Genomic DNA, 13,744 nt, shown 5'->3' with positions numbered 1-13,744 from the left:
GCAATGACTCCGCGTACTGCCCTCGGCGCCCTGCATATCGGCGCTCTGATGTTCGGCCTGACCGGTGTGTTCGGCAAACTCGCGGCCGCCTCACCGGCGGTGATCGTCTTCGGACGTGCGGCGTTTGCCGTGCTCGCCCTGGCCTTTTTCGCCCGCTTCGCCAGCCAGCACGGCTGGCAGAAACTGCAGGCGGTCGACTGGCGCCGTCTGGCACTCAGCGGCGTGTTGCTGGCCGGGCACTGGGTGAGTTTTTTCATCGCGGTGAAAGTCGCCGGGGTGGCGATTGCGACCTTGGGCTTCGCGAGTTTCCCGGCGTTCACGGTGATTCTTGAAGGGCTGATTTTCCGCGAACGCATCCGCGCCAATGAAGTCGTGCTGGTGGTGCTGGTCAGCGTCGGTCTGGTGTTGGTCACCCCGGCGTTCGATCTGGCCAGCGGCGCCACCACCGGCCTGCTCTGGGCGGTACTCTCAGGCCTGTTGTTCGCCTTGCTGTCGCTGACCAACCGTGCCAGCTCCGGACGTATCCCGGCGGTGCAGGCGGCGCTGTGTCAAAACGTGGTGGTGGCGCTGTGTCTGCTGCCGATCGCGGCCCCGCAATTGAGCGAAGTACGCGCCATGGACTGGCTGTGGATCAGCCTGCTCGGGGTGTTCTGCACCGGCGTTGCGCACAGCCTGTTTGTCGCCAGCCTCGCGGTGATCAAGGCGCGCACCGCCGCCGTGGTGTTCGCCATGGAGCCGGTCTACGGCATCACCGTCGCCTGGTTGCTGTTCGATGAAAACCCGACTGTGCGCATGCTGGTCGGCGGCGCGCTGATCATCGTCGCCATCGTGGTCTCCGCGCGGATGTCAGGCAGCGCCGACAAGAAAACCGTCGCGGCCGAAGCGGCGTCTCACTGAGTGCGATCGTTGTGGCCGAGGTCGCGCTCAGGGTCGATCTGATCGCGGACTCGCTGCTTGAGCACCTTGGCCTCGGGAAAGCCGCCGTCGGCCTTGCGCTCCCAGATCTGCACATCGTCGCAGCTGATGTGAAATACCCCGCCGGTGCCGGGCACCAGCGAGACCTTGCCGAGGTCGTCGCCGAAAGTGCTGAGCAGTTCCTGCGCCAGCCACGCGGCGCGCAGCAGCCACTGGCATTGGGTGCAATACGTGATGACGATTTCCGGTTTTGCAACAGACATGTTCGCTGAAACTCCTGAGACAGAGGGCGCCGCTATAATAGCCGGCTTTATCGCTTGCCCCGAGACTCACCATGCGCCGTTTGCTGTTCTGCCTGCTGCTTGGCTTGCTGCCGTTATTTGTGAATGCCACCGAAGCCACCCGCCCGAAAGTCGGCTTGGTGCTGTCCGGCGGTGCTGCCCGTGGTCTGGCGCACATTGGCGTGCTCAAGGCCCTTGAGGAGCAAGGCATCAAGATCGATGCGATTGCCGGCACCAGCATGGGTGCAGTGGTCGGTGGCCTGTATGCCTCGGGCTACAAGATCGATGAGCTGGAAAAACTCGCGTTGAACATCGACTGGCAACAGGCACTGTCCGACGCCCCGCCCCGGGAAGACGTGCCGTTTCGCCGCAAACAGGACGACCGCGACTTTCTGGTGAAACAGCAACTGAGTTTCCGCGATGACGGCAGCCTCGGCCTGCCGCTGGGGGTGATTCAGGGCCAGAACCTGGCGCTGATGCTGGAAAGCCTGCTGGCGCATACCAGCGACACCCGCGACTTCGACAAGCTGCCAATCCCGTTCCGCGCGGTCGCCACCGACATCGCCAACGGCGAAAAAGTGGTGTTCCGCAAAGGTCACTTGCCGCAGGTGATCCGCGCCAGCATGTCGATCCCGGCGGTGTTCGCCCCGGTCGAACTGGACGGCCGGCTGCTGGTGGACGGCGGCATGACCGATAACATCCCGCTCGACGTCGCGCGGGAAATGGGGGTCGATGTGGCGATCGTGGTCGACATCGGCACCCCGCTGCGCAACCGCAAGCAACTGACCACCGTGGTCGATGTGCTGAACCAGTCGATCACCCTGATGACCCGGCGCAACTCCGAAGAGCAACTGGCCGCCCTCAAACCCGGCGACGTGCTGATCCAGCCGGCGCTGGCGGCATTCGGGGTCACTGATTTCGGCAAAGCCCAGGAAATGATCGACGCCGGTTACCGCGCCACGCGGATTCTCGACACCCGCCTCGCTCAGCTCAAACCTCACGAATCTCAAGACGCCGAACTCAATGCGGCCCGCGCCCCGGGCCAGCGCACGCCGATCATTACCGCGATCAAGGTCGAGAACAATTCGAAAGTCGGTGACGACGTGATCCGCTACTACATCCGCCAGCCCATCGGTGAGCCATTGGATCTCGGTCGACTGCATTCGGACATGGGCACGCTGTACGGCCTCGATTACTTTGAACAGGTGCAGTACCGCGTGGTGCACAAAGGCCAGGATCACACGCTGGTGATCAGCGCCCGAGGCAAACGCAGCGGTACCGATTACCTGCGGGTCGGCCTGAACCTGTCGGACGACATGCGCGGCGACAGCGCTTTCAACCTCGGCGCCAGCTATCGCATCAACGGCATCAACCGTCTCGGCGCGGAATGGCTGACCCGGGCGCAGATCGGCGACAAACAGGAGCTGTACACCGAGTTCTATCAACCGCTGGATGTCGGCTCGCGCTACTTCATCGCGCCCTCTCTGGTGTTCCAGGCGCAGAACGTCGACGCGGTGCTCGACAACGATCCGATCGCCCAATACCGGGTCGAACGCTACGGTATGGCCCTGAATGTCGGACGGCAGATCGGCAACAACGGCGAAGTGCGTTTCGGCGTCGGCGAAGCCTGGGGGAAGGCCGACGTGCGCATTGGAGATCAAGACCTGCCGAGCGAACACTTCAACGAGGGCTTCTATTCGCTGAAATATTCGTTCGACTCGCTGGACAACGTTTACTACCCCCACGACGGCAAAGACATCAGCCTGACCTTGCTGCAATTCGAACCAAGCCTGGGTTCGGACACGCGTTACCGCCAGTGGGAGTTCAAGCTGGACAAAGCCATGAGTCGCGGTCCGGATACGCTGATTCTCGGTGGCCGCTATGGACGTACGCTGGATGACACCAACGTGGTGACCTCAAGCTTCCTGCTCGGCGGCGCACGGCAATTGTCGGGCTTTCGCGAGGATTCGATCTCCGGGCAAAACGTCAGCCTGATGCGCGCGGTGTATTACCGCCGGTTGACCCCGCGTTCGTATCTGCCACTGGACTTCCCGTTGTATGCCGGCGCCTCGCTGGAACGCGGCCGGGCGTGGAACAACGACAACGAATTCGACAGCGGCTACATCAATGCCGCCAGTGTGTTCATCGGTTTCGATACGCCGTTGGGACCGTTGAATTTCACCTATGGCTTGAATGATGCGAATGAGCAGGCGGTTTATCTGAATCTGGGGCAGACGTTCTGATCATTCAGGTGGATTGATGTTGTCGGCCCTGACGCCTTCGCGAGCAAGCTCGCTCCCACAATAGAACGCATTCCAACTGTGGGAGCGAGCTTGCTCGCGAAGGCGATAGCCCAGTCACCGCGCAATTGCGGTGACTCAACCATCAGCGAATACCCGCGAGTAACGTCCGCGCCGTTTGCTTGAGGGGCTCGTCTCCTTCCTTGAGCAACTCATTGAGCAAGGCAATGGCGCTGTCGATATCCCCGTCATCAATACAGGTTTGCGCCTGTTCAAGCTTCACCGAACCGACAGCAGGTTCCGGTTCCTGCAGCGTCAGTGGCTCCAGCGCCAGTGATGGCGGCGGGTCACCAAATTCATTGAGAAAGTCATCATCCAGCGGCTGCGCGTCGGGTTCGGGAATCCACTCCAGCTCCGCCTCGTCATTCACGGTGGCTTCGGGCAACTCAAAGTCCACCGGCAGCACTTCAAGGCTTGAGTCCGACGCGGGGGCGCCCGCGGATGGCTGATCTGCGGCCTTACGACTGTCCTCAAGATCCCAACTTGAAGCCATCGACAGCTCGCCCAGGTTCAATTCGAAGTCATCCTCAGGCGCTGGTGGTACTGCTGGCGCAATCGGTGCTGCAGCGATGACAGGCAACACCGGTGTGATCGCGGCAACACGGGTGAGCTTTGGATGACGCGCCCGGATCGCCTCCAGTTGCAGAGGATCGACTCCTGCCCCGCGCAATTGGCTTTCCTGCTGCTCATAAGCGGCACTGTCGCCCTGGCGCCCCAACACTTCAAGCAATTGCACGCCCAGATCGGTTCGCTCCGGCTCTTTGTCCAAGGCATCGCGCAACAGTCCGACGGCCTCGTTCAGGCGTCCATAGGCCAGATAAATCCCCACCGCCTCCAGCACATCCCCCGCCGCCGGCTCTTCACGATGCTCGGGTGTTGCACTGAGGCTGATCGAGGGCGCAGCGGGTCTGTCGTCCAGATCCGGCTCGTGACCGGTCGGGGCAAGCGCCAGCGGCGCTGCATTTTCGGCCAGTTGACGGCGACGGCGCACGAATAGCCCACCCACCAGCAAGCCCAACAACAGCAGCAAGCCGCCGAACAGCGGCCAGTTGAGATCATTGTCCTCGACTGGCGGCGCGGCGGGTGCTGGCGCTGGGGTTGGCGGCGTAACCACCGGTGCCGGAGGCTTTTGCACTTCGGTCAACCGCGTTTGCAGATCACTGACCTGTTTTTTACCGTCGGCAATCTGCACATCCTGCGCCTGCAGTTTGACGTTGAGTTCGTCCACCGTCTTTTGCAGTTGCTGATTGAGCAGTACGCTGGCCGCCAATTGCTCCGCGAGGGCATCGCTGGCGGGTGAAGCCGCCGCTGGAGATGCCGGCGCTGAGGACGGCGCCTCGCGTTTGCCCTGGGCTGCCTGAGGCGCCGCGGTGGCAGGCTCGACGGCGGGAAATTCAGAGGATTGCGGATGGGGATCGGGTTCATCCGTGGCCGGTACGATACTGGGCGATCCAGGCGGATCGATCAGCACCGTGTACTCGCGCAGCAGGCGGCCATTGGGCTGATCAAGCTGCAGCAGAAAATTCAGAAAGGGTTCCTTGACCGGCTTGCGCGAGGTCACCCGGATCATCTGCCGATTGCCATGCAGGATCGGGGTGAACTTGAGGTCATTGAGGAAGAACACCCGTTCCACCCCGGCCCGGCCGAATTCATCTGCCGTGGCCAGGCTGGCCGAGAGATCGCTGGCACTCAGGCCAGCGGCATCCACCAGCGCAATGTCGGCCTTGAATGGCTGATTGAGACCCGAGTGAACCGTGATGTCTCCCAGGCCCAGTGCCATCGACCAGGTCGAATAGCTGAATACGCCAGCGACCAGCAGCCATTTGGCGCCACTGCGCAGTACCACGTGCCGACTTGCGTGCATGAGCATCCCTTAGATAAGCAAAACCGGTTTCTATGCGTTCGCACATCCGGTACGAACACGATATTGCCCAGTAGTTCTTATAGTCTGCTCAGCGCGATCTCTCAAAAAACCGGCACGCGGTTATGCCTCAAGATTTTTCCAGGTTGCCCAGAATGTGCCCGTGAACCCGCATGCACACCTTCAAATCCGCCTCGTCGACGCCTTCGAACAATTCGTGGCGCAGTTGCGTGGCAATGGTTTCGATTTGTTCGATCAGCGGCAGCGCCGGCGCGCAGAGCACGATTTTTTTCGCCCGGCGGTCTTCCATCACCGACTGGCGTTGCACCAGGCCCTGGCTTTCCAGACTGTCGAGCAAACGCGCGAGGGTCGGCCCCTCGACGCCGACGCTTTGCGCCAGCTCGCGTTGGGTCGGCGCATCTTCAAATCGCGCCAGATGCAGCAGCACCAGCCAGCGCGCCTGGGACAATCCCAGACCCGCCAGTCGGCGATCCAGTTCGGCGCGCCAGCCACGGGACATCTGGGCCAGTTGCATGCCAAAGCGGTGTTGATCGGTTAACGGCATAAAACACTCATGAGTAGACTGACAAATAGAGAAAAACTAATTATTAGTCAGCTAAGCATGACATTTGGCTATAGGCAAGAGCCGACCTGTACTGAATCGTTACAACTGCCTGACGGTTGGCGCAAACGCCCTCTTACATTTCAAACTCAGATTGCAACGCGGCTCTGACGCAATAAAGAACGCCTTCCGGAACCCGACCGGCGAACAGCTCGGCGACTTCGGCGACCGACGGCAACTCGCCTTCGCCGTCGAGGAACGCATCCTGCACTTCGCCCATCAGTTCTTCAGGCAGGTCGAGCGCCTGCTCCAGCGACAATTGCTGCTTGCCAATGGCCTCGGCGAGCATGGTGTAGACGTTCTTTTCCGAGCACTGCAACTGCCCGGCGATCTGCATCGGGGTCATGCCGGCGCGAGCCAGAGTGATCAGTTCGTGACGCACGTCGGCCACCACTTTCGGCGCCTCGGCCTCGCCGCCGAGCACTTCGAGGAAGGCTTCGCCGTAACGTTCCAGCTTGCGCGCACCGACACCGCTGACACGCGCCATGTCGGCCAGCGAGGTTGGCTGGCTGCGGAGCATTTCCAGCAGCGTCGAGTCGGGGAAGATGACGTACGGCGGCACGCCATGCTCTTCGGCGAGTTTGCGTCGCAGGGCGCGCAAGGCTTCCCACTGCTCGCGCTCTTCGCCACGCACCAGTTGACTGGCCGGGCTCTTGCTGGCGGTCTTGGCGGTGACCTGCGGCTTGAGGTCGCGGCGCAGTTCCAGCGTCACCTCGCCCTTGAGCAACGGCCGGCAGGTGTCGCTGAGGCGCAGGCCGCCATAGCCCTCGTGATCGACGTCGGCCAGACCACGCGCCACCAACTGACGAAACAGCGAGCGCCATTCGCTTTCGCTCAGCGCCTTGCCGACGCCATACACCGACAGATGCTGATGACCGAAACTGCGAACCTTTTCGTTGTCCTTGCCCAGCAACACATCCACCAGATGACCGACGCCATAGCGCTGGCCGGTGCGATAGATCGCCGACAGCGCCTGGCGCGCCGGATCGGTGGCGTCCCAGGTCTGCACGCCGTCGACGCAGTTGTCGCAGTGGCCGCACGGCTCGGGCATGTCTTCATCGAAATACGCCAGCAAAGTCTGCCGGCGGCAGCGGGTTTCTTCGCAGAGCGAGAGCATGGCGTCGAGCTTGTGCTGCTCCAGGCGTTTGTGGCGCTCGTCGCCTTCGGAGTTCTGCAGCATCTGCTTGAGCATCACCACGTCTTGCAGACCGTAGGCCATCCACGCATCCGCCGGCAGGCCATCACGGCCGCCGCGCCCGGTTTCCTGATAGTAGGCTTCAAGGGATTTGGGCAGATCGAGGTGCGCGACGAAACGCACGTTGGGCTTGTCGATGCCCATGCCGAACGCCACGGTGGCGACCATGATCAGGCCTTCCTCGTTGAGGAAGCGCTTCTGGTGATAGGCGCGCAAATCATTGGGCAGACCGGCGTGATACGGCAGCGCCGGGAAGCCCTGCTCGCTGAGGAACGCGGCAACTTCTTCAACCTTCTTGCGCGACAGGCAATAGACGATGCCGGCATCGCTGCGCCGTTCGGCAAGGAATGCGAGCAACTGCTTGCGCGGCTGCTCCTTGGGCACGATGCGGTAGAAGATGTTCGGCCGGTCGAAGCTCGACAGGAAGCGCTCGGCGTTCTGCAAGTGCAGGCGGGTGACGATTTCTTCGCGGGTACGCTTGTCGGCGGTGGCGGTCAGGGCGATGCGCGGCACGTCGGGGAACATTTCCGCCAACTGGCCCAGTTGCAGGTATTCCGGGCGGAAGTCGTGGCCCCATTGCGACACGCAGTGCGCTTCGTCGATGGCGAACAGGGCGATGTTCAAGCCTTGCAGGAACGACAGCATGCGCGGCTGCACCAGACGCTCGGGCGCCAGATAGAGCATTTTCACTTCACCACGCTTGATCCGTGCCGCCAGATCACGCTGCTGTTCAGCGCTCAAGGTGGAGTTCAGTGCGGCGGCCGCCACACCCAGCTCTTCGAGGGTAGCGACCTGATCGTCCATCAAGGCGATCAACGGCGACACCACCACTGCCAGGCCTTCGCGCAGCAGCGCCGGCACCTGAAAGCACAGGGACTTGCCGCCACCGGTAGGCATCAGCACCAGCGCATCACCGCCGCTGGCTACGCGCTCAATGATTGCACCCTGACGGCCACGGAAACTGTCGTAGCCGAAGATGTCCTTGAGGACGCGTTGAGCCTGTTCGAGCATAAAAACTCCAAAAATCTACCGAAACATCCCTGCACAGGCTGGTTCAGAACAGCCAGGGCTGCTTAAACAAAACGTAAGAACGCATTGCAATGACAGCCGCAATACGAGCAGGGAGCGCAAAACGCGGCAGTATACCCGAGCCCTTCCCGGCAGGGGGTGCCGCTGAGAAGACTCATTCCTGCACCTCTGCTGTAGGAGCTGCCGAAGGCTGCGATCTTTTGATCTTGATCTTGAAAAACAAAATCAAAAGATCGCAGCCTTCGGCAGCTACTACAGGGATGGGCGGTGCATCTGCGGGCCGTGGCGGGGCAAATCTGCCGTGCGGCTGGCTTGAGCGCTCAAGAAGGCCTAGAATTCCCGCATTGTTTATTCCCCCAAGGTAGCCCCGTAATGTCCTTCGCTGAGCAACTAACCCGCCTGCAAGTCTTTCTCGACGCCGACGAGCTGCACGAAGAGGCGCTGGATTACGTGGCCGCCCACGGTTACCTGACCGCCCTGTCGATCTGCGCAGAAGACGTACCGGAGCGTGAGTGGATCGACGCCCTGTTCGCCGAAGAGCCGCATTACAGCAGCGAGGCCCAGCGCGAAGAAATCGAAGCCACGCTGATCGGTCTCAAGGCACACATCGCCCGTCAGCTGGCGTCCGACGAAGAATTCGAACTGCCGTGCGATCTGGACCTCGGTGATGAGCCGGACGACTCTGAACTGCGCGGCTGGTGCATCGGTTTCATGGAAGGCGTATTCCTGCGTGAAGCGGCCTGGTTCGAAACCGCTGAAGAAGAAGTCAGCGAAATGCTCCTGCCGATCATGGTCGGTTCCGGCCTGTTCGACGAGCAGCCAGAGTTCGAAGACATCGCCAAGGACGCCAACCTGATGGACGACATGATCGTGCAGATCCCCGAGGCCCTGACCGCGCTGTACCTGCTGTGTCAGGCGCCCGACGAAAAACCGGCGATCCTCAAGCCACGTCACCACTAAGATCCGGCCTATGGACAACCCCATAGGCAACCGCCCCCTGATGTTGCGCTACTTCCTGCTGGCCGTCGGCTGGCTCAGCGTGGCATTGGGGGTGATCGGGATTTTCCTGCCGGTTCTGCCCACCACCCCTTTCCTTTTGCTGGCGGCCGCCTGTTTCGCGCGCAGCTCTCCGCGTTTCTATCAATGGCTGGTCGAGCACCCGAAGCTCGGGCCATGGATCCGCGACTACCTCGACGGCAACGGCATTCCGCTCAAGGGCAAGGTCTACGCGATCGGGCTGATGTGGGCGAGCATTCTGTTCTCGTGCTACCTGGTGCCGCTGCCTTGGGCACGGGGGTTCATGTTGACCAGCGCGGTGTTGGTGACGGTGTACCTTCTGCGACAGAAAACCCTGCACAAACGATGAGCGCTCAGCAACCGTTCGTCGAAAAACCCTGCTCACCTGTCAGATCTGACAGTAGCCAGGCGATCGGCTTCAATCCTTAAATCACTCCGTCGCCCATCCCTCGACAGGAGTGTCTGCCATGTTGAAAAAACCTGCGAAAAGAAATCCCGCGTTGGCACTCGCCGAGCTGGAAATCCCCGACAAGCAGCCCGAAAAACTGCCTTCCGGTGAGTGGGGGATCAATTGGGCCGCGGCGATGGGGGTACACCCCGAAAAAGGACTGCTGACTTACATTCTGCCATGGGGCGAGATGGGCATCGGTGACGACGTCGAACTGTTGAAGGATGGTAACGTCGTTGCTCAGACCACCATCAGGGAAGCTGCCGAGGTGAATCAGCGCGTGACACTATTCGTCGCCCCCCGGCACGCCCGGACCGGCTCACATACCCTGAATTACCGAGTTAAACGAATCAATCAAGCGTGGGAACCCCAGAATCCCCCGACCGCAATATACGAAAAACTCGAGATTCCGGGCGGGCAAGATACGTTGCCAGGCCCCGGCCACTCCGGGCTGTATATGTATATCGATCCGGAAATTGTCAATGGCGGCGTGGATAAGGACATCGCTGAAGAAGGTGTGCCGATTATCGTCCGCGCTCAATCCGGTTCCGGTGTGCCTTATCCTGATGTGGCGGTCGGTGACAGGATGAAGGTGACGTGGGGTGGAGTGTTCAAAGAATCCGATCCGGTCACCGCCGAGCAAATCAGTGATCCCGTCAACAATCCGATCGAAATCGTGGTCGACAAAGCCATGATCGAGAAGGCCGGCGATACCGATGATTCAGGCCTTGCTGTGAGCTTCATTGCTTTCGACATCACGGGAAACTTCGCAGAAGACTGGTGCACGGAAACCCGGATCGTAGTCTCGGTGGGCACAAATCTTCTGCTCGCCCCTATTGTCGCGCCGGCCATCAACAACGTGCTTGATCTTGAGAAATTAGGTGACGACAACGTCGTCGTTCAAGTGGTAGCCAGAGCCCCGGACTTCAAGCTTGGCGACAAAATCGAACTGAAGATGCGCGGCACCACGGTAGAGGGCGATCCGATCGAGGCCGTTGCTCCCTTGGTGACCATTGACAACTTGCCACACACCTACGAGTTGGTAATCCAGAACTCGGATGCGCGAAAGCTGGCAAAAACCCAAGCCACTTTCTCTTACCGCCTGATACGCGATGGAAGCGCAGACCCGCTTCGATCCAAAGGCCAATTCGTGCAGATTGTGGGCGAACCGGATCAACTGGCCGCACCAACTTTCGATGATGAGGAAAATGGCGCTATTGACCCCGAACTCACTCAAACCGCTTTTCGGATTCCACACGATCCGATTATTGAAGTAGGCATGGCAATCGAAGTTGAATGGTTCGGCAAGCGCCCAAATGGCACCATCTATAACCCAAGCTTCGACTGGTATTTTCCGGACAAGGACGAAGTAAGCAACGAAAATGGTTTTGTCATTCCTATCGACGGCATGCACATTTCCACCCTCAACGGCGGAACTGTCGACGGGTCCTATACACTGCTGGCGGACGAAGACGGCGAAATCATCAGGCGCCGCTCTCGAACCGCGGCCCCCGTCAACATCGGCGAACCGCAGTTCGAGCTGGTGCAGCCCATCGTTCTGGGAGAGCAGAATGGTGGACTGGAACCCGGCGACCTTCCCGCAGGCGCCAGTAAACTCACTGCGCCAAGACCCACCGGTACGCCAAGCAAGTCTGGCGACATAGTCACCTATACGTGGGATGGCGAGGTCACAGGCAAGAAGGAAGACTCCATCTCTCTCAACGCCCTCTCGGCCAACAAGGATGTGCCCTTCACGCTGAATGCCGCCTTCGTAGCGGCACACATTGAACCCAATCGCGGAAAGAAGATAACTGTCACTTACCGGATCTGGCGCAAGGAAACCGATACCACCAGCTACTCCAATCCGTTGACCTTTGTCGTCGGCAAGGCAGAGCAACCACTGCTGGATCCAGCGGAAGTGGTGCAAGCCCCCGGTGGAATCCTCGACCCCGCCGATGCCCCGGACGGTGCAACCGTCAAAATTCCCGCCAACCGGCCAGAAAACGCCGGCGATCATTTTTACATGACGTGGGCCACAACGGACGGAGTGACCGTGCACACGGCTGACAGATCCGTCAGCTCAAACAACCAGGGCAAACCCGTCGAGTTCACGGTAGAGCAATCCATCCTGCTCGCCTGCCTGAACAAAGATGTGGTGATCAGTTATTACGTAGCATTGTTGGAGGGTGGCCAGGCCCCCGGTGCGGATTATCCGCTGAGAGTCGAGGCAACGGAGTTCAAGCTGCCAGACGCCACGTTCAGGGAGGCAACCGGTCTTCAAAAAGACCAGTTGAACCCCGACGATGTTTATCCAGACGGCGCAACGGTGGTGATACCGGCAACCGCCCTTCTGAAGACAGACGACGAAATCAGGGTAACGGTCGAGGGTCAAACCACTACCACGTATCCGCATACCGTGACGTCCGCGCAAGCCGACAAAGAGCTGGCCGTGATCAAGGTCCCGCATAGCGTGATCAACGCCAACGACGGGCGAAGCATCGCCTTGAGCTACGAAATCAAACGCAAGGCTGGCGGAACCGATGGTCCTTCCAACCCGACGGTCTACGATGTGCGCAAGGTGATCGGCAGCGGCAAGTTGCGGGTCATCGGGGCGCGTTACAACAAGGGGATTTATCGGGAGAGCAGTTCCAGCTGGCTCATATCCGCCTTCAACGCAGACACCTTGCAACGCGTAGAGGCAGAGTGGAAATATGCTGACGACAGCACCTGGACGAAAGCGCAGATCTGGGCTGATACCGACCCGTATGCCCCCTTGCAAGTTCGCACCAGCGACGACCAGGTCACCCTGAACAGAGTCAATATATTTGGCACCGGCGGCCCTGGCACTCCCGCCAATGACGGGGCATTCGTGGCGCTGCGGGACAGGAACAATCTGGCAGCCTGGGGTAACCCATTGAATGGCCAGAAAATCCCGCCAACCTTTCAGACGTTCACCGACATTGCCAGGGCGGCTTGTTCAGGCAGTTCTTACGCGGTGATTCGCACCAACAACTTCACCGTGGCATGGCCCGGGACTGCAGGTCAGGGTGGAGAAATGGGCACGGTGGACCCTACGAACTTCAAACTGCTTGCGGGCAACAGCGTTGCAATTGCGGGCATCAAAACCGATGGAACAGTCCATGCCTGGGGCACCGCTGACAAAGGCGGAACCCCGTCCGCCGAAATCCTGGCCTTGAGAGATGCAGTCGAACTGACGCCCGCCGGAAATGCTCTCGCCGTCCTCAGAACGACCGGCCAGGTGATGGCCTGGGGAGGTGGAACGGAGTTCGGCGGTGTTGTTCCTCCAGAGATCGCCAGCCTGACCGATATTAAACACGTGATCGGCAATGGCTTCGCGTTCGCTGCACTTCGGAACAACGGCAGTGTGGTCGCCTGGGGTGATCCCGTGAAAGGCGGCGCCGTATCCGACGATGTCGCCGGCCTGACCAACATCAAGGCGCTTGCCTGTGCAAATGCTCAAGCCTTTATCGTCATGCTCATGAGCGGACAAATCGCAGGCTGGGGGCCCTCAACGTATGGCGGCGAACTTCCTGCTGAAATCCGTTCCCTGACGGATATCATCTCAGTCGTCTCCAGTTCGAATGCCTTTGCAGCGCTTCGACACAGCGGTCACGTCGTTGGATGGCCCGCGGCCAATTCGGGTGGCCTGATACCTGACACGATCGCCGGCAGGGACGATCTTGTTCAATTGGCCGCTACCGCTGGAGCGTGCGCCGCTGTGTGCAAAGATGGGACCGTCGTGGCCTGGGGAGACCCGTTGCTCGGCGGAGATACCACGCCCGTAGCCGACAAACTGCTCAACGTCACCGCCATCTACGCCAACCGTCATGCTTTTACGGCGCTCACTTCCGACGGCGAAGTAGTGACCTGGGGCAATGCTCTCGCCGGCGGCGACAGCAGCGCCGCTCAAGACCGGCTCAAAGGCCAGGTGTCGTACTACGCCAATGCGGCCACCCGCGGCCTGGCCCTCAAGGCCAGTCGTTTGGCCAGGCTCAACACCCCCTGACATTCTCAACGATGCCTTGCTGTGCGGCGCTCACCCGAGCGCCGCCTAT

At 60.5% G+C, this 13,744-nt stretch carries 9 protein-coding genes; 5 read left to right on the top strand and 4 right to left on the bottom strand.

Translation table 11 applies throughout. The features are described from left to right. The first annotated feature begins 3 nt into the window (after positions 1 to 3). Complete coding sequence (locus B1722_RS23460; protein ID WP_086794533.1) at positions 4 to 897, top strand: DMT family transporter; 894 nt, start codon at positions 4 to 6, stop codon at positions 895 to 897. Here B1722_RS23460 and B1722_RS23455 read toward each other — a convergent pair. Next, positions 891 to 1,178 carry a SelT/SelW/SelH family protein gene (locus tag B1722_RS23455; protein ID WP_041073093.1) on the bottom strand — a complete coding sequence of 96 codons (288 nt, stop codon included), beginning with the start codon at positions 1,176 to 1,178 and terminating at the stop codon, positions 891 to 893. The genes B1722_RS23460 and B1722_RS23455 overlap by 7 nt on opposite strands. Before the next feature lie 71 nt (positions 1,179 to 1,249). Here B1722_RS23455 and B1722_RS23450 point away from each other — a divergent pair, with 71 nt between their 5' ends. Beyond that, complete coding sequence (locus tag B1722_RS23450; RefSeq protein WP_086794531.1) at positions 1,250 to 3,439, top strand: patatin-like phospholipase family protein; 2,190 nt, start codon at positions 1,250 to 1,252, stop codon at positions 3,437 to 3,439. A 142-nt stretch (positions 3,440 to 3,581) separates the two neighbouring features. Here B1722_RS23450 and B1722_RS23445 read toward each other — a convergent pair whose 3' ends face one another. The 3 genes from B1722_RS23445 to recQ form a co-directional block, all read right to left on the bottom strand. After that, positions 3,582 to 5,360 carry a FimV/HubP family polar landmark protein gene (locus B1722_RS23445; protein WP_041073110.1) on the bottom strand — a complete coding sequence of 593 codons (1,779 nt, stop codon included), beginning with the start codon at positions 5,358 to 5,360 and terminating at the stop codon, positions 3,582 to 3,584. Positions 5,361 to 5,487: 127 nt separating this feature from the next. After that, positions 5,488 to 5,922, bottom strand: a complete 435-nt coding sequence (locus B1722_RS23440; RefSeq protein ID WP_027613988.1) for a MarR family transcriptional regulator — start codon at positions 5,920 to 5,922, stop codon at positions 5,488 to 5,490. Positions 5,923 to 6,055: 133 nt separating this feature from the next. Then, on the bottom strand, positions 6,056 to 8,185 hold the full coding sequence (gene recQ / locus B1722_RS23435; protein ID WP_086794529.1) for a DNA helicase RecQ: 2,130 nt from the start codon (positions 8,183 to 8,185) through the stop codon (positions 6,056 to 6,058). A 390-nt stretch (positions 8,186 to 8,575) separates the two neighbouring features. Between recQ and B1722_RS23430 the strand changes: the two genes are divergently transcribed. From B1722_RS23430 to B1722_RS23420, 3 genes are all read left to right on the top strand, one after another. Further along, complete coding sequence (locus B1722_RS23430; RefSeq protein WP_007962155.1) at positions 8,576 to 9,163, top strand: YecA family protein; 588 nt, start codon at positions 8,576 to 8,578, stop codon at positions 9,161 to 9,163. A 10-nt stretch (positions 9,164 to 9,173) separates the two neighbouring features. Beyond that, the gene (locus B1722_RS23425) at positions 9,174 to 9,569 is read left to right on the top strand and encodes a YbaN family protein (RefSeq protein WP_086794527.1); all 396 of its coding nucleotides are present in this window, start codon (positions 9,174 to 9,176) and stop codon (positions 9,567 to 9,569) included. Positions 9,570 to 9,687: 118 nt separating this feature from the next. Next, complete coding sequence (locus tag B1722_RS23420) at positions 9,688 to 13,695, top strand: hypothetical protein (protein WP_086794525.1); 4,008 nt, start codon at positions 9,688 to 9,690, stop codon at positions 13,693 to 13,695. Positions 13,696 to 13,744: the final 49 nt, after the last annotated feature.

The organism is Pseudomonas sp. SCPG-7, assembly GCF_002156405.1.
GTDB classification, from domain to species: Bacteria; Pseudomonadota; Gammaproteobacteria; order Pseudomonadales; family Pseudomonadaceae; genus Aquipseudomonas; species Aquipseudomonas parakoreensis.
This window is presented reverse-complemented; position numbering and strand designations above follow the sequence as displayed.